At 65.8% G+C, this 16,308-nt stretch carries 13 protein-coding genes and 1 tRNA gene; 7 read left to right on the top strand and 7 right to left on the bottom strand.

The window, feature by feature from the left end; all coding sequences use genetic code 11:
* Positions 1-443: 443 nt before the first annotated feature.
* Both IMW82_RS00895 and IMW82_RS00890 read left to right on the top strand, forming a co-directional pair.
* Entirely contained in the window at positions 444-1,634 is a 1,191-nt protein-coding gene (locus tag IMW82_RS00895; RefSeq protein ID WP_211003611.1) for an efflux RND transporter periplasmic adaptor subunit, read from the top strand.
* A 13-nt stretch (positions 1,635-1,647) separates the two neighbouring features.
* The gene (locus IMW82_RS00890) at positions 1,648-4,902 is read left to right on the top strand and encodes an efflux RND transporter permease subunit (RefSeq protein WP_211003610.1); all 3,255 of its coding nucleotides are present in this window, start codon (positions 1,648-1,650) and stop codon (positions 4,900-4,902) included.
* 166 nt (positions 4,903-5,068) lie between these two features.
* Here IMW82_RS00890 and IMW82_RS00885 read toward each other — a convergent pair whose 3' ends face one another.
* Positions 5,069-6,229, bottom strand: a complete 1,161-nt coding sequence (locus IMW82_RS00885) for an acyl-CoA dehydrogenase family protein (protein WP_211003609.1) — start codon at positions 6,227-6,229, stop codon at positions 5,069-5,071.
* A gap of 132 nt (positions 6,230-6,361) precedes the next feature.
* Between IMW82_RS00885 and IMW82_RS00880 the strand changes: the two genes are divergently transcribed.
* Genes IMW82_RS00880 through metH form a run of 3 tightly spaced genes read left to right on the top strand, consistent with a single transcriptional unit; the run spans position 6,362 to position 11,100 of the window.
* Positions 6,362-7,291: a metalloregulator ArsR/SmtB family transcription factor gene (locus IMW82_RS00880; protein WP_108471502.1), complete on the top strand. Its 930-nt coding sequence runs from the start codon at positions 6,362-6,364 to the stop codon at positions 7,289-7,291.
* A 33-nt stretch (positions 7,292-7,324) separates the two neighbouring features.
* The gene (locus tag IMW82_RS00875; RefSeq protein ID WP_211003608.1) at positions 7,325-8,404 is read left to right on the top strand and encodes a homocysteine S-methyltransferase family protein; all 1,080 of its coding nucleotides are present in this window, start codon (positions 7,325-7,327) and stop codon (positions 8,402-8,404) included.
* Positions 8,401-11,100 carry a methionine synthase gene (gene metH / locus IMW82_RS00870; RefSeq protein WP_211003607.1) on the top strand — a complete coding sequence of 900 codons (2,700 nt, stop codon included), beginning with the start codon at positions 8,401-8,403 and terminating at the stop codon, positions 11,098-11,100. Before IMW82_RS00875 ends, metH begins: the two co-directional genes overlap by 4 nt.
* Positions 11,101-11,143: 43 nt before the next feature.
* On the opposite strand, the gene IMW82_RS00865 is transcribed toward metH, so the two are convergent.
* On the bottom strand, positions 11,144-11,485 hold the full coding sequence (locus IMW82_RS00865; RefSeq protein WP_108471505.1) for a lipid-A-disaccharide synthase N-terminal domain-containing protein: 342 nt from the start codon (positions 11,483-11,485) through the stop codon (positions 11,144-11,146).
* A gap of 124 nt (positions 11,486-11,609) precedes the next feature.
* Between IMW82_RS00865 and IMW82_RS00860 the strand changes: the two genes are divergently transcribed.
* A tRNA-Val gene (locus tag IMW82_RS00860) sits at positions 11,610-11,684 on the top strand.
* A gap of 149 nt (positions 11,685-11,833) precedes the next feature.
* Positions 11,834-12,334, top strand: a complete 501-nt coding sequence (locus tag IMW82_RS00855) for a hypothetical protein (RefSeq protein ID WP_211003606.1) — start codon at positions 11,834-11,836, stop codon at positions 12,332-12,334.
* 46 nt (positions 12,335-12,380) lie between these two features.
* Here the strand turns inward: IMW82_RS00855 and IMW82_RS00850 are convergent, their stop codons facing one another.
* The 5 genes from IMW82_RS00850 to IMW82_RS00830 form a co-directional block, all read right to left on the bottom strand.
* Positions 12,381-13,067: a hypothetical protein gene (locus IMW82_RS00850; protein WP_211003605.1), complete on the bottom strand. Its 687-nt coding sequence runs from the start codon at positions 13,065-13,067 to the stop codon at positions 12,381-12,383.
* A gap of 292 nt (positions 13,068-13,359) precedes the next feature.
* Positions 13,360-14,070, bottom strand: a complete 711-nt coding sequence (locus IMW82_RS00845; protein WP_211003604.1) for a hypothetical protein — start codon at positions 14,068-14,070, stop codon at positions 13,360-13,362.
* Positions 14,067-14,837, bottom strand: a complete 771-nt coding sequence (locus IMW82_RS00840) for a terminase family protein (RefSeq protein ID WP_108471510.1) — start codon at positions 14,835-14,837, stop codon at positions 14,067-14,069. The genes IMW82_RS00845 and IMW82_RS00840 overlap by 4 nt, the downstream gene beginning before the upstream one ends.
* Entirely contained in the window at positions 14,830-15,429 is a 600-nt protein-coding gene (locus IMW82_RS00835; RefSeq protein WP_211003603.1) for a hypothetical protein, read from the bottom strand. Before IMW82_RS00835 ends, IMW82_RS00840 begins: the two co-directional genes overlap by 8 nt.
* 3 nt (positions 15,430-15,432) lie before the next feature.
* Positions 15,433-16,107, bottom strand: coding sequence for a hypothetical protein (locus tag IMW82_RS00830; protein ID WP_211003602.1), 675 nt, complete (start codon positions 16,105-16,107; stop codon positions 15,433-15,435).
* Positions 16,108-16,308: the final 201 nt, after the last annotated feature.

Genomic DNA, 16,308 nt, shown 5'->3' with positions numbered 1-16,308 from the left:
CGAATCCAGCCGCGCAGCCCGCGCGGAACCATGCCCGCACGCATGGTTCCATGCCGGTCGCGACGGATTTTCGGCAAGGTGCAGCGCGCTGCATGACGCACGACGCACCGCGGGAAACTCCGGATGCCGGCGATGTCCGACGCAGGTTCTGCACGCGCCAGATCGATGGCGGAGGGCGGCACGTGTCCAGATCACCATGCCGCTTGTCAATGACTAGATTTGCGAAACCCACAAAATGTAAACTGGTCGGTATAGTCTGATCCGCAACCCGCTTGGCATGGTGCTTCGCGGAGCGGTGACGTGGTCTCGGGCCGCGACCGTCGGCAACCGGGCCAGCCTTTGGCACAAGACACACGAAGCACGATGCAGTATCCCGACCGCGGCAACGCTGCAGTGCGCTTCGGCGTCATCCCTTCCCCGTTCAAGCAAGTCCTGGAGCTCCCATGAAGTCCTCATCACTGAGCACACCCTTGTTATGCCTGAGCCTGCTGGCGCTGGCCGCCTGCGGCAAAGGCAAGGAGCAGGGGCCGCCGCAGATGCCGCCTCCGGAAGTCGGCGTGATCCAGGTGCAGCCGCAAAGCTCGCCGCTGACCAGGGACCTGGTCGGCCGGTTGTCGGCCTACCGCAGCGCCGATGTGCGCGCTCGCGTGGCCGGCGTGTTGCTCAAGCGCGCCTACGACGAAGGCACCAACGTCAAGCAGGGCCAGTTGCTGTTCCAGATCGACCCGGCCCCGCTGAAGGCCACGCTGAACGCGGCCCAGGCCTCGCTGGCCCAGGCCCAGGCCACATACACCAACAACAAGATCACCGCCGCGCGCGTGCGCGAGCTGGCGCCCAAGGGCTACGTGTCCAAGTCGGACCTGGACAACGCCCTGGCCGCCGAGCGCAGCGCCGCCGCCGCGGTGCAGGCTGCGCAGGCGAACGTGCAGACCGCGCGCATCAACCTCGGCTACGCCAGCGTCAGCGCGCCGATCGCTGGCCGCGCCGGCCAGCAGCAGGTCACCGAGGGCGCGCTGGTCGGCAATGGCGAGGCCACCCTGCTCACCACGGTCGACCAGATCGACCCGATGTACGTGAACTTCACCATGAGCGTGGATTCACTGGAGCAGATGCGCCGCGCGCAGAGCAGCGGCAACGTCACCCTGGCCGAACAGGACAAGGCCAGCGTGCAGATCACCCTGCCCGACGGCAGCGCCTACGGCGAGCCAGGCGTGCTGGACTTCTCCGACATCGCGGTCAATCCGGCCACCGGCTCGGTCAATCTGCGTGCGGTGGTGCCGAACCCGAAACACGGCCTGCTGCCGGGCATGTACGTGACGCTGAAAGCCAACCTCGGCCAGCAGCACAAGGTGTTCGTCGTTCCGCAGCAGGCGGTGCAACGCGACACCGGCGGCACCTACGTGATGACGATCGGCAAGGACGGCAACGTCAAGCGCAAGAACGTCACCACCACCGACATGCGCGACGGCAACTGGATCGTCAGCGACGGCCTCGCCGCCGGCGACCAGCTCATCGTGTCCGGGTTGCAGAAGGTGAAGGACGGCGCGCCGGCCAAGCCCAGCCCGTGGAAGCCCGCACCCGCCAACGGGACCTCCGCCACCAACGCGCCGGGCACCGCCCCGAGCGGCAAGTAACGGAGCGAAGACCATGCCGAGCTTCTTCATCGACCGCCCGATCTTCGCGTGGGTGGTGGCCATCCTGATCGCGCTGGGCGGCGTGCTGTCCATCCTCAACCTGGGCGTGGAATCCTACCCGTCGGTCGCGCCGCCGTCGGTCGTGGTCAACGCCGTCTACCCGGGCGCCAGCGCGGACACCACCGAGAAGAACGTCACCCAGGTGATCGAGCAGCAGCTGACCGGTATCGATCACCTGCTGTACTTCAGCTCCTCGTCCAGCTCCAGCGGCCGCGTCAGCATCACGCTGACCTTCGAGAACGGCACCAACCCGGACATCGCCCAGGTACAGGTGCAGAACAAGGTTTCGCTGGCCACGCCGCGTCTGCCGTCCGAGGTGACCAAGCAGGGCGTGGTGGTGGCCAAGGCCAACTCCGGCTTCCTTGAGGTGGTCGCACTGCGCTCGGACAACCCCGAGATTGACCGCAATCACCTCAACGACATCGTGGCGTCGCAGGTGCTCGACCAGATCTCGCGCGTGCCTGGCGTCGGCAGCACCCAGCAGTTCGGTGGCGAGTACGCCATGCGCATCTGGCTGGACCCGGACAAACTGCAAGGCTACGGCCTGTCGGCCAGCCAGGCGCTGGCCGCGGTCACCGCACAGAACGTGCAGTTCGCGGCCGGCTCGCTGGGTTCCGACCCGGCGGCGAACGGCCAGGGCATCAGCGTCACCGTGGCCACCGAGGGCCGCTTCACCACGCCCGAGCAGTTCGAGAACATCATCCTGCGCGCCAACAACGACGGCACCACGGTCAAGCTCGGCGACGTGGCCCGGGTCAGCTTCGGCGCCGGCGTGTACGGTTTCAACACCACCTACGACGGTGCCCCGGTGGCGGCGTTCGCGATCCAGCTGCTGCCCGGCGCCAACGCGCTGGACGTGGCCACCGCGGTGCACGGCAAGATGGACGAGCTGGCCGGCAGCTTCCCGCAGGGCGTGAGCTGGTTCACTCCGTACGACTCCACCACCTTCGTCAAGGTCTCGGTCAACGAGGTGGTGCACACGCTGATCGAGGCGATCGGCCTGGTGTTCCTGGTGATGCTGATCTTCCTGCAGAACATCCGCGCCACCATCATTCCCACCCTGGTGATCCCGGTAGCCCTGCTCGGCACCTTCATCGGCATGCTGCTGCTCGGCTTCACCATCAACCAGCTGACCCTGTTCGGCATGGTGCTGGCGATCGGCATCGTGGTCGACGACGCGATCGTGGTGATCGAGAACGTCGAACGCATCATGACCGAGGAAGGCCTGTCGCCGAAGGAGGCCACCAAGAAGGCGATGGGCCAGATCACCGGCGCCGTGGTCGGCATCACCGTGGTGCTGATCGCGGTGTTCGTGCCCTCGGCATTCCAGCCGGGCGCCGCCGGCGTGATCTACAAGCAGTTCGCACTGACCATCGCGATGTCGGTGGCGTTCTCCGCCTTCCTCGCGCTGTCGTTCACGCCGGCGCTGTGCGCCAGCTTCCTGACGCCGGTCCACGAGGAGAAGAAGAACTTCGTGTTCCGCTGGTTCAACACCGCGTTCGGGAAGATCACCCACACCTATACCGGCCATATCGGCAGCGCCGTGCACCACGCGCCGCGCTGGATGATGGTGTTCGTGCTGATCAGCGTGCTGACCGGTTTCCTGTACACCCCCCTGCCCGGCAGCTTCCTGCCCGAAGAGGACCAGGGTTTCGCGCTGGCGATCGTGCAGCTGCCGCCCGGCGCCAGCCTGCAGCGCACCAACGCGGCGATGGGACAGATGCTCACCGTGTTGAAGCAGGACCCTGCCGTCGATGGCGTGATCCAGGTCGCTGGCTTCAGCTTCCTCGGCCAGGGCGAAAACGTGGGCATGGCTTTCATCCGGCTCAAGCCGTGGGGCAAACGCGGCTGGGCGCCGGACCAGAAGGCCGCGCAGGAACAGCACGAGAAACTGGTCAGAGAGGGCAAGGCCCGGCCCTTCGACCCCAGCGTCACGGCCGCGGAATTCATCCAGCGCGCGAACGGGGCCGTGCAGTCGGTGCGCGATGCGCAGATCTTCATCGTCAACGTGCCGACGGTGCAGGGTCTGGGCCAGTTCGGCGGCTTCGACATGTACCTGCAGGACCGCGGCGGTGCCGGGCGTGACGCGCTCACCGCCGCCCGCAACACCCTGCTTGGCGCGGCCAGCAAGAATCCGCTGCTGGTCGGCGTGCGACCGAACGGACTGGAGGACGCGCCGCAACTGCGCCTGGATGTGGACCGCACCCAGGCACTGTCGATGGGGCTGTCGGTGGGCGACATCTACAACGCGATCAGCCTCATGCTGGCGCCGGTGTACGTCAACGACTTCTCCTACGGCGGTCGCGTCAAGCGCGTGATCATGCAGGCCGACTCGGCCTACCGGATGGGCCCGGATGCGCTGCAGCACATCTTCACGCCAAGCACGCGGAGCAATACCGACGGCACCCCGCAGATGATCCCGCTGTCCAACGTGGTGCAGGCGAAATGGCAGATATCGTCACCCTCGCTGACCCGCTACAACGGCTACTCGGCGGTCGAGATCGTCGGCTCGCCGGCGCCGGGGCATGCCTCGGGCGAGGCGATGAACGCGATGCAGAAAATCGTGAGCGACGACCTGCCCCGCGGCTTCGGCTATGACTGGACCGGCCAGTCGTACCAGGAAATCCTCTCCGGCAACGCAGCGATCCTGCTGATGGTGCTGTCGATACTGATCGTGTTCCTGTGCCTGACGGCGCTGTACGAGAGCTGGTCGATCCCGGTATCGGTGCTGCTGGTGGTGCCGCTGGGCATCCTGGGCGCGGTGGTGTTCACCCTGCTGCGCGGCCTCCCCGACGACATCTACTTCAAGATCGGCGTGATCACGGTGATGGGCCTGGCCGCGAAGAACGCGATCCTGATCGTGGAGTTCGCGGTGATCGAGCAGCGCCAGGGGCGCACCTTGCGCGAAGCCGTGGTGGATGCAGCCAGGCTGCGACTGCGGCCGATCCTGATGACCTCGATCGCATTCATCGGCGGCGTGTTCCCGCTGTTCATCTCCAGCGGCGCCGGCGCCAACGCGCGCCATGCGATCGGCACCGGCGTGATCGGCGGCATGCTGTTCGCCACCTTCTTAGGCGTGCTGCTGATTCCGGTGTTCTACGTGGTCGTGCGCCGCCTGCTTGGCGACAAGCTGGATGGCAACGCGCCGGCCAAGCCCGCACTGGATGGACCGCACACATTCGATTCGGACCCACGCCGCGGGCACTGAGGGCCGGCAACAGGGAGTCGGAAACAGGAAAAGCCCGCCCCTGCAAGCTCCAGAAAAAAACGCCCCGGCATCAGCCGGGGCGTTTTGTTTCCATCGGAAGCCGCGGGACTTCCATCAGCCAGATTGCGCCGCGGCGCGGCGCTCTTCCGATTCTCGATTCCCGGCTCTATCGCAATCCCGTTTCGGCGCGCGCGATCACCATCCGCTGGATCTCGCTGGTGCCCTCGTAGATCTCGGTGATCTTGGCATCGCGGAAGTAGCGCTCCAGCGGCATTTCCTTGGAATAGCCCATGCCGCCGTGGATCTGCACCGCCTGGTGGCTGATCCACATCGCCGCTTCGGACGCGGTGAGCTTGGCCACCGCCGCCTCGGTGCCGAAGCGGCCGCCGTGCTTCTCGGTCTCGCCCTTGGTCCACGCGGCGCGCAAGGTGAGCAGGGTCGCTGCATCGAGCTTGCACTTCATGTCGGCGATCTTCGACTGCGTCATCTGGAACGTGCCGATCGGCTGGCCGAAGGCCTTGCGGTCGCGCGACCACTGCAGCGTGGCCTCGTACGCAGCGCGGGCGATGCCAACGGCCTGCGAAGCGATACCGATGCGGCCGGCGTCGAGTACGCCCATCGCGATCGAGAAGCCCTTGCCCTCTTCACCGAGCAGGTTTTCCTTCGGCAGCACGTAGTCGGTGAACTCGATCTCGCAGGTGGCCGACGCGCGGATGCCGAGCTTTGGCTCGGTCTTGCCGGCGTGGAAGCCCGGCAACTGGGTATCGACGATGAAGGCCGACACGCCCTTGGCACCGATGCCTGGCGTGCTGATGGCGAACAGCACGATGTAGCGCGCCACCGGGCCGGAGGTGATCCAGCTCTTCTTGCCGTTGATCACCCAGTCGCCGTTCGCGTTCTTCGTGGCGCGGGTGTGCATGGCCGAAGCGTCGGAACCGGACTGCGGCTCGGTCAGCGCATAGGCGCCGATCGCCTCGCCGGTGGCTATCGCGCGCACGAATTTCTGCTTCTGCTCCTCGTTGCCATGCTTGAGGATGCCGTTGCAGAACAGCGAATTGTTCACCGACATCACGGTCGCGGTGGCGGCGTCGGCGGCAGCGATCTCGATCATCGCCAGCACGTAGGCGATCGGATCCATGCCCGCGCCGCCGTAGGCTTCCGGTACCTCGATGCCCATCAGGCCGAGCTGGCCCATCTCGCGGATGTTCTCCAGCGGAAACTCGCCCCTGGCATCCAGCTCGGCCGCCACCGGCACGATGCGCTTTTGCGCAAAATCGCGGGCAATAGACTGGATCGACAACTGGTCTTCGGTAAAACGGAAATCCACGGGTGGCTCCTGCAGGCAAACAAGCCGCCAATTTTAGCGGGAAATGGCACGCCGGCTTGCCGCTGCCGGCTTGACGCATGGCAAAGCCCGGCCTAGCCTATACATCTTTGTATCGCGATACAGGGATAACCAATGGATCTGGCCACCGCTTCCAGCGTGCTGCGCCTGCTGGCCGACCCCACCCGCGTGCGCCTGCTGGCCCTGCTCGAACACGAGGAACTCACCGTGGCCGAACTGGCCGCGGTGCTGCACTTGGCGCAGCCGCGCGTGTCCACCCACCTGGCCAAGCTGAAGGAAGCCGGCCTGGTGCGCGACCGCCGCGCCGGCGTGTCGGCCTATTACCGCGCCAACAACGAAGGCGACGCGGCCCAGCACGACCTGCTCGCTTCGCTGCGCGCCAGCATCGACGATGCGCTGCTGCGCGAGGACTCGGTGCGGCTGCCCGGCGTACTGGCAAACCGTGCGCGCGAGGAAGGCTGGGCCGACACCGTGGCCGGCGACATGGAGCGCCATTACTCGCCGGGCCGCACCTGGGAAACGCTGGCGCGCTCGCTGCTGCAGCTGCTGGAGACCGGCGACGTGCTCGACATTGCCTCCGGCGACGGCATCACCGCCGAGCTGCTGGCGCCACACGCGCACTCGATCGTCTGCGTGGATTCCAGCGAGCGCGTGGTCGAGGCCGCCGCGAAGCGACTGAAGGCATTTGCCAACGTGCGCGTGGTCCGGGGTGACATGCATGCGCTGGAACTGGGCGAACAGCGCTTCGACCTGGTACTGATGCTGCACGCGCTGACCTACGCCGAGCACCCCGCGCAGGCGGTGGCCGAGGCCGCACGCCTGCTGCGCCCCGGCGGCCGTCTGCTCGCCGTGACGCTGGGCCAGCACGACCACCGCGCCGCGGTCGAACCGTTCGACCACCGCAACCTCGGCTTCAGCGGCGAACAGCTCGACGGCTACGCGCGCGCCGCCGGCCTCGCCGTGCTGAGCTGCAACCGGCTCAGCCGCGAGCGCAAGGCGCCGCATTTCGAAGTGATCAGCCTGCTGGCGCGCAAGAGCGCCTGAGCACCGCTGCACCGTTCAACCAAAGGAAGTTCGATGAATACCCTGCCCTGGCTCCATCCCGACCGCGTCGCCCTGCTGGAGCAGGCGTTGCGCCAGCGCATCCTGATCCTCGATGGCGGCATGGGCACCATGCTGCAGGCGCATGAGCTGGACGAAGGTGGCTTCCGCGGCGAGCGCTTCGAGCACGGCCACGACGGCCACTCGCACGAACATGCCGGGGTCTGCGACCTGAAGGGCAACAACGACCTGCTCACCCTGACCCGCCCGGAAATCATCCGCGGCGTGCACGACGCCTACCTGGAAGCCGGCGCCGACCTGGTCGAAACCAACACCTTCAACTCCACCCGTATCAGCCAGTCCGACTACAAGCTGCAGCACCTGGCTCACGAGCTGAATCTGGAAGGGGCGAAGCTGGCCCGCGCCGCCTGCGACGCGATGACCGCGAAAACGCCGCAGCAGCCGCGCTTCGTGATCGGCGTGCTCGGCCCGACCAGCCGCACCGCCTCGCTGTCACCCGACGTCAACGATCCGGGCTTCCGCAACGTCACCTTCGAGGAGCTGGCGGCGAACTACACCGAGGCTGCCAGTGGCCTGATCGGCGGCGGCGCCGACGTGATCATGGTCGAGACGATCTTCGACACGCTGAACGCCAAGGCCGCGCTGTTCGCGCTGTCCGAGCTGTTCCACCAGCGCGGCGCACAGGTGCCAGTGATGATCTCCGGCACCATCACCGACCGCTCCGGCCGCACCCTGTCCGGGCAGACCGCCGAGGCGTTCTACTACTCGGTACGCCACGCCCGCCCGTTGTCGGTCGGTTTCAACTGCGCGCTCGGCGCCGAGGACCTGCGCCCGCACGTGCAGACGCTGGCCAGCCTGGCCGAAAGCTACGTCAGCACGCACCCGAACGCCGGCTTGCCGAACGCGTTCGGCGAATACGACGAGACGCCCGAACACATGGCCGGCGTGATCGCCGACTTCGCCCACGACGGCCTGCTCAACCTGGTCGGCGGCTGCTGCGGCACCACACCGGCGCATATCAGGGCGATTGCCGAGGCGGTGCGCGGCATCGCCCCTCGTGCACTGCCTTCGGCCGACCAGGCGGAGGCCGCATGACCGTGACGCGCCATACCCGCCTGTCCGGCCTGGAGCCGCTGGTCATCACTCCCGACCTGTTGTTCATCAACATCGGCGAACGCACCAACGTCACCGGCTCGGCCAAGTTCAAGAAGCTGATCAAGGAAGACCGCTACGACGAAGCGGTGGACGTGGCCCGCCAGCAGGTCGAGAGCGGTGCGCAGATCCTCGACGTGAACATGGACGAAGGCCTGCTCGATTCCGAAGCGGCGATGGTGAAATTCCTCAACCTGATCGCCGCCGAGCCGGACATCGCCAAGATCCCGGTGATGGTGGACTCCTCCAAGTGGAGCGTGATCGAGGCCGGCCTGAAATGCCTGCAGGGCAAGGGCGTGGTCAACTCGATCTCGCTGAAGGAAGGCGAAGAACCGTTCCTGGAGCAGGCGCGGAAAATCCTGCGCTACGGCGCCGCCACCGTGGTGATGGCGTTCGACGAGAACGGCCAGGCCGATTCCGTGGCGCGTCGCCTGGAAATCTGCGAGCGTTCGTACAGGCTGCTCACCGAGGAAGTGGGTTTCCCACCCGAAGACATCATCTTCGACTCCAACATCTTCCCGATCGCCACCGGCATCGAGGAGCACGCCGACAACGCGGTGAACTTCATCGAGGCGGCGAAGCTGCTCAAACAGCGCTTCCCACACTCGCACCTTTCCGGCGGCGTCTCCAACGTCTCGTTCTCGTTCCGCGGCAACGACACCGTGCGCGAGGCGATCCACAGCGTGTTCCTCTACCACGCTATCCAGGCCGGCATGGACATGGGCATCGTCAACGCCGGCCAGCTGGCGATCTACGACGAGCTGGAACCCGAGCTGCGCGAGCGCGTGGAAGACGTGGTGCTGAACCGTCGCGCCGACGCCACCGAGCGGCTGATGGAGATCGCCGAAAAGCACAAGAAAGGCGCGCGCGAACAGGACAACGGCAACGCGCTGGCCTGGCGCGAACTGCCGGTGCGCAAGCGGCTGGAACACGCGCTGGTGCACGGCATCGACCAGTTCGTGGTGGAAGACACCGAGGAAGTGCGCCAGACCGTCACGCGCACGCTGGACGTGATCGAAGGCCCGCTGATGGACGGCATGAACGTGGTCGGCGACCTGTTCGGCGCCGGCAAGATGTTCCTGCCGCAGGTGGTGAAATCCGCCCGCGTGATGAAGAAGGCGGTGGCCTGGCTGCTGCCCTTCATGGAGGAAGAGAAAAAGCTCAGCGGCAACACCAGCAAGAGCAACGGCAAGATCGTGATGGCCACGGTCAAGGGCGACGTGCACGACATCGGCAAGAACATCGTGGGCGTGGTGCTCGCCTGCAACAACTTCGAGGTGATCGACCTCGGCGTGATGGTGCCGGCGCAGAAGATCCTCGACACCGCGATCGAGGAGAAGGCCGACATGATCGGCGTCTCCGGCCTGATCACCCCTTCGCTGGAGGAGATGGCCAACGTTGCCCGCGAAATGAAGCGGCGCAACTTCAGCATCCCGCTGCTGATCGGCGGTGCCACCACCTCGCGCGCGCACACCGCGATCAAGATCGAGCCGAACTACGAAACCGCCTGCGTCTGGGTGAAGGACGCCTCGCGCGCGGTCGGCGTGGCGCAGTCGCTGGTCAGCAAGGAGCTGGTCGACGGCTTCCTGGCCAAGGTGCGCAGCGAATACGCCGAGGTGCGCGAGCGCCACAAGCACCGCGGCCCCGGCAAGAAACTGGTGATGCTGGCGCACGCACGCGGCAACCGCTTCAGCTGCGACTGGGCCAGCTATGACCCGCCGCAACCGGTGCAGCCCGGCCTCACCGTATTCGACGACTACCCGCTGGCCGAGCTGCGCGAAATCATCGACTGGACGCCGTTCTTCCAGGCCTGGGAACTGGCCGGCCACTACCCCGCCATCCTCACCGACGACGTGGTCGGCGTGCAGGCCAGCGAGCTGTTCGCCGACGCGCAGGCGATGCTGGACAAGATCGTGGGCGAGAAGTGGCTGAAGGCCCGCGCGGTGATCGGCTTCTGGCCGGCCGCCAACCTCATGGACGACGTGGAGATCTACACCGACGACAGCCGCACCCAGCGGCTGGCCACGCTGCACCACCTGCGCCAGCAGGCCGACAAGCCGGTGGAACGGCCCAACCTGTGTCTGGCCGATTTCATCGCGCCGAAGTCGTTCGACAAGCCCGACTGGATCGGCGGCTTCGCCGTCACCGCAGGGCTCGGCATCGAGCCGCACCTCGAGCGCTTCCACGCCGAGCACGACGACTACTCCTCGATCATCCTCAAAGCCCTGGCCGACCGCTTCGCCGAAGCCTTCGCCGAACGCATGCACCAGCACGTGCGCAAGGAGTTCTGGGGTTTCGTGCCCGACGAGAGCCTCGACAACGAGGCGCTGATCGCCGAGAAATACCAGGGCATCCGCCCTGCCCCCGGCTACCCCGCCTGCCCCGACCATACCGAGAAAGCCACGCTGTTCAAACTGCTCGACGCCACCCATAACGCCGGCATCGAACTCACCGAAGGCTTCTCGATGTACCCCGCAGCGGCGGTGTCCGGCTGGTACTTCTCGCACCCCGGCAGCCAGTATTTCGTGGTCGGCCGGCTGAGCCTGGAACAGGTGCAGGACTATGCCAAGCGCAAGGGCTGGAGCCAGGCTGAAGCCGAACGCTGGCTGGCCGCCAACCTCGACTACGACCCGGATTGACCGGTCACTCCCGCAGGGTAGGCAGTGCCCGCCCTGCACCAACTCACGCAGTAGCGTCGCCGGTCATGCTGTTCTTGCGGTGGCGCAAATGCACGACCAGGTTGTAGACCGAGACGAACACCGGGAAGAAGTTGGAGATGATGCCCACCGAGTCGTTCTTGCCGACCACGAAATACGCCAGCAGCAAGGCACTGCCGAACACCGACAGCCACCAGAACGCCAGCGGCATCACCACCCGCTTGTACTTGCGCGTGTAGTAGAGCTGCACGAACCAGCGGCTGGTGAACAGCAAGGTTCCGGTAAAACCGACCATCTTCCACGGCGTCAGCTCGAACTGCTGCAGGGCGTGCAGAATGCTGGCCAGATGAACGCTGATGAATTCCATGGTGATGCGCTTTCGACTTGAGGTGGAGGCAAGTCTAGCAACCCGCATCCCCGTCCCGGCACGTTTGATCCACGCAAGGCATTGACCAGTTCCGCGACTCCCCCTAAAATTGCGCGTTCTCGGCGGGCGATTAGCTCAGCGGTAGAGCACTGCCTTCACACGGCAGGTGTCGCAAGTTCGATCCTTGCATCGCCCACCAATAGATTCAACGATTTAGGCCACCTCAACGGGTGGCCTTTTTCGTGCAAATGAAAAAATACGTGGAAAAGATTTTCCGGGCGGTGGACGAGGCGAACGGCGCGTGCCTAGCATGCCGCTTCCTCGGATCGCTCGACGGGTGGACAGGCCATGAGAGCCGGCGACCTTGATGCCTATCGCAACGACGACCTGATTGTCGGTGTGCGTTGGCTTGGCACACTCGACACAGCATCGCGCCCCGAGTGCAGGATCAGGGATGGGCTGATTTACTCCAAGGCCCCGAGCCATGCGCCGATCAATCATGAAGTTCCGTGGCTTGGCGGTCCCGGGCACATCCATGCGCGCTGTCGGTGCATAGGGCTGCCCGTCATGCGCACGTGGCGAGAGCTGGGCATAGACCTTCCCGAATTGCTACCGGGGACACGTGCAAGCATGACCGGGCCAGTATCCGCAGCGCTCACCTACGGGGAATGGATCGCTGCGCAAGCGGACGAGATTCAACGCAAAGCGTTGGGCGACGAGCGCGCGACGTTGATGCGTGTTGGCGGCCTTGCCTTCTACCAGCTCTATGACGCGAGCGGTACATACCTGTCGATTGATCGGCTGCGCACTCTGTTTCCCGTGGCCTTCGCAATCTGCGGCATGCGCTAAGCTCGCCTGCTTGATCGTATCGACTTGCACCAGGCAAGGGATGCCATCAGTAGCCGGTGACATCCACGACGAATCCCGTCGCCGCAACCGAATACGGCGGCGGCACCGTCACCCCATAGTGGACCGCGGCAAATTCGCTGGCCACTGCCGTGATGACATTGCTGGCCACCTTGAAGCATCCCCGCATTGAATACAGGTACCAGTCCTGCTCTCCGGGCACGGGTGATTGATTCACGATTTTGGCATAGGCCATCGGGTTGTTTTGCATGACCGCATAGGTTTTCCCTGCCGCCAGCGTTATCGAATTGGACGGCAAGCTGGGGCCGGCGCTGGCAGTGATGGAACCGACGATGCGCACGTATCGGTGCGACGACGAAAACACCATGTCGCCGGCGGCGTTGAAAACCTGTAGCCCGGCATTGTCGCCAGCTATCGGTTGCGGGAGATCGAAGATGTAGTAATCGACCGAAGTGCCCACCCCGCCAAGCGCGACGATGTCCACCAGGCAGGCGCCGCTCGCATATGAGCGCACTGCCGCCCAGGCGCCTGACGATGATTTGACGGCGACGCATGGGTAGCCGCTCAAGCCGCTTAGGCTGACAGTGACGGTGGAGAACTGGTCTACAACCGTCGTGGTTACAGCCGTGCCCTTGAGCCGGAATGACATGTTCCGGTACGTGCCATCAATGACCAGCGCGTTGCCGTCGTTGTAGACCTCAAATCCCGCTTGCATCAGTAGACCCCCACAACAAGCGTGCAAGGCACCTGCCCGGTTCCGTACACGGTATTCGGCCCATACGAAAGCAGGTTGTTCGCGTCCACGCTGATAGCAGGCGTGTATGCCGATCCCACCGCAGTGGTGCCACTGGTAACTACGGAGTACCACCACGGCGTTCCGGGCGGGAGTTGAACCGTTCCAGATGCCCCGACGGCGACGGCGATCACGTCAACGAATCGGGTCAACCGATCGCCAATATCCAGGACAAGATTGCCGCTGGCATCCCACACCTGCAGACCCTGACCCATTACACCTTCCCCCACGGAAACGGCTCCACGATGACGCGCCGGTTGCTGTCCAGTCCGTACATCGCCAGCGCGACGGCCAGGATTAAATCGTCGTGCGCGCCCTCGCGCGCGCCGAAGGTGGCGTTGCCCACGGCGCTGTAGCTCACGCGGAAATCCAGCAGCTCGCGCCGGAACGTCTTTGCCAGCGGCAGCGTGTCGGGCATGACCAGGCAGCCGGTATGCATCGCCGCCTGTACCCGGCTCACCAGGTTGATCTTCGGTACGCTGTGGCCGCCGCGACCGTCCGGGCCTTCCTGCCCGGCGAACGTGATCGCGACCGGCCGCAGGTTCGGGATGCGTTCCTGCCGAAAAATGTCCACGACTGCTTTGCCGACGCCAGTCCCGTCGATCCATACCAGCGGGTCATGCTCGGCGATCTGCGCGCGCGCCAGGATGCGCTTCAAGCGGTGCGCCTGCAGAATGTAGCTCTCGCCCAGCGGCGCCTGCTCCAGCAAGCGCAACTGGTACTTTGGCCGGATGCTGCGCATGGCGAAGCGCAACGCCTCGACCTTGGGCGGGTGTGTGTCCGCCGGGATCTCGGGCGCGACCTTTTCGATAACGGCGATGGACGTCGGGTCGTGCGACTGACCCAGGTCAACGCCGACCGCGACGGTCGAGCCGTAGTGGAAGCGGGGATCTTGCGCCGGCAGCGGCGCGGCGGTGGCGTTCATGCCCAGTCCTCAATGGTGTTGTCGACCATGGCGTCGATCAGCTCACCGGAGAAAAACGCTTCCTCGGTGTCCGTGAACTCGCAAAGGAACTCGGCGCGGTATTGCCATTCCGACATGCTCTCTCGCTCCTCGGCCAGGTAGTCCTCGCTGATGTGCGGCACATCGCGCGCGGTGATCTTCGTGCGCTCCCAGCCTTTGCCGAGCTCGTAGGCCTCGTAAAACCAGCCGCGCCGCCCCCATGGTGTGCTCAGTGCGATCATCTGCCCGTCCGGTGACGCGGCCAGCATGGGACGCAGCGCCGCATAGACCGAATCGGCCACACGTGCGGCCTCGTCGATGTAGACGGCGCGCGGCGCGGAGAAACCGCGGATGTTCGCGTCGTTGTCGCCGGGCAGCGCGACCAGCTGCGAGCCGTTCTCCAGCTCCATCTCTGTCTCGTTGTCCTTCACGATGCGCGGCCCGTCGGCCAGGTTGCGGTAGACCGCGCTGGCCTTCTTGAACAGCAGCCGCGACTGGCGCAGCGTCGGCGCGATGATCAGGTAGAGACCGGGCCGGTAGATCAGCCCGTGCGCGGCCTTCGCGCCGATCGTGGTCGATTTTCCGGCTTGCCGGCTGCACAGGATCAGGTGCCGGCGCGCCTCGGAACACATGACCTCTACTTGCCACGGAGCCGGCTCGATCGGCTGGCCGTTCGCATCGCGCGCGCCCTCGCGGAACACTTGCACCGGGTCGGCGGCGCGAAGGAAGTCGGCGGCGGCGCTACTCATGGGGCAGCGCCTCCAGAATCAGCGCTTCGCGCGATGGCGGCAGCACCGGCGGCGTGATCGAACTCTCCGCCGCGGAGATCGCACGCGCACCGGCGGCGATGGCCTCGGCGCCCAGCGGGCGCAGCTCGCGCACCAGCGCCGTGCGGATGCGGTGCCACTCCGGCGACTGCACAAGGTTGATCTGCGTGTTGTGGTTGATCGTGATTGCCGCGCCCAGCTCGCCCAGCAGCTTGCCGATGCGCTCCGATGCCTTGCCGGCCGCCTCCAGCGCCGCACGCTCGCCGGCGAAGTCGCCCAGGGCAAAGGCACGATCGGAATTGCGATAAAGCCTGCCGCGCTGCCACACCAAGTGATCCAGCAGGCTCTTGCTTTCGACCTCGCGTATATGCGCCAGCTCCTCGTCCGAACGATGGCCACGGGTGCGCAGGCGCGCGACCAGCGAGGCGTCCATGTGGTTCTGCTTGTGGCGCTGCAGCGCGTCCGGCGCCAGGCCGAAGCGCAGGCCCAGCACGCGGACGGCGATGCCGTTAGCCAGCCCGATCTCGGCCTGGGCGCGGTCGGGGCATTCGCAGACGCTGCAGGGGCGTGCCATGGATCAGGCCGCCGCCCGCTCGTAGGCTTCGGCCGCTTGGAAATCGACCATCTCGGCGGCGTGCTGCTCCAGCCGATCCATGCCCGTCTGCGCCTCTGCCAGGGCTTCGGACAGCCGCTGTGCTGCGCCCCATTCGTTCGGCATGGTGGCGCACCAGTACTGGTCGCGGAACCGCGACAGCACCGCAGGCGGCAGCATGGCGACCAGCTCCGGGCCGGACACGGCCGCATGCGCCACGCGGCGATCGCCGCCCTCGGCAAGCGCGGCCGTTACCGCGTCGATGCGGTCGCCGGTCTTCATGCCGCGCAGCGTGTTGCGGATCTCGGCGTACAGCGCAGCCTCGCCGGGGTCGCTGGGCGGGTTCAGCGCGCGCTGCAGCTGCGCCTGCTTCATGCGCAGGTTGCCGGCCGCGCTCTCGCGTGCCTCCTCATAGGCGGCGCGGTGCGCGGCCAGGATGTTGCGCGCGAACTTGGCCGACGCGACCACGCGGCCGGCTTCGGTCTTGGTGGCATCGGCCATCGTGCGGGTGTGCTTGCCGTGCATGTCGCCCCAGGCGGCGCGGGTGCGCTCTTGCACGCTGTGCAGCCGTGAAACCGCGTATTCGCCATCGACGCCGGCTGCGGAGACGCTCGGCCAGACGGCCTCCAGGTATTGCTGATCGGAACGCATGACGGCCATGGGTGATTCCTTGGGTGCGGTGTGGTTGCGCGGAATGCTGTAGTGGAACAAGTGTCGGCGCGGGGCATGCGCCGCACCAGACAGCAAAACGTGGCTTGTTGTGGCGATTGCGTGCGCGGTTTTACGTGCCGGTTTTCACGTTGGCACTGCCACGCCACGTAACGCAGCGCTTTCTGACTGTTTTGCCTGCCTAGCTAGGGC

It is taken from the genome of Rhodanobacter sp. B2A1Ga4, assembly GCF_018101315.1.
GTDB classification, from domain to species: Bacteria; Pseudomonadota; Gammaproteobacteria; order Xanthomonadales; family Rhodanobacteraceae; genus Rhodanobacter; species Rhodanobacter thiooxydans_A.
This window is presented reverse-complemented; position numbering and strand designations above follow the sequence as displayed.

Bases quoted from the DNA above. Each gene is read 5' to 3' on its own strand.
- IMW82_RS00895 (WP_211003611.1), top strand. From the start codon at position 444: ATGAAGTCCTCATCACTGAGCACACCCTTGTTATGCCTGAGCCTGCTG.
- IMW82_RS00890 (WP_211003610.1), top strand. From the start codon at position 1,648: ATGCCGAGCTTCTTCATCGACCGCCCGATCTTCGCGTGGGTGGTGGCC.
- IMW82_RS00880 (WP_108471502.1), top strand. From the start codon at position 6,362: ATGGATCTGGCCACCGCTTCCAGCGTGCTGCGCCTGCTGGCCGACCCC.
- IMW82_RS00875 (WP_211003608.1), top strand. From the start codon at position 7,325: ATGAATACCCTGCCCTGGCTCCATCCCGACCGCGTCGCCCTGCTGGAG.
- metH (WP_211003607.1), top strand. From the start codon at position 8,401: ATGACCGTGACGCGCCATACCCGCCTGTCCGGCCTGGAGCCGCTGGTC.
- IMW82_RS00865 (WP_108471505.1), bottom strand. From the start codon at position 11,485: ATGGAATTCATCAGCGTTCATCTGGCCAGCATTCTGCACGCCCTGCAG.
- IMW82_RS00855 (WP_211003606.1), top strand. From the start codon at position 11,834: ATGAGAGCCGGCGACCTTGATGCCTATCGCAACGACGACCTGATTGTC.
- IMW82_RS00850 (WP_211003605.1), bottom strand. From the start codon at position 13,067: ATGCAAGCGGGATTTGAGGTCTACAACGACGGCAACGCGCTGGTCATT.
- IMW82_RS00845 (WP_211003604.1), bottom strand. From the start codon at position 14,070: ATGAACGCCACCGCCGCGCCGCTGCCGGCGCAAGATCCCCGCTTCCAC.
- IMW82_RS00840 (WP_108471510.1), bottom strand. From the start codon at position 14,837: ATGAGTAGCGCCGCCGCCGACTTCCTTCGCGCCGCCGACCCGGTGCAA.
- IMW82_RS00835 (WP_211003603.1), bottom strand. From the start codon at position 15,429: ATGGCACGCCCCTGCAGCGTCTGCGAATGCCCCGACCGCGCCCAGGCC.
- IMW82_RS00830 (WP_211003602.1), bottom strand. From the start codon at position 16,107: ATGGCCGTCATGCGTTCCGATCAGCAATACCTGGAGGCCGTCTGGCCG.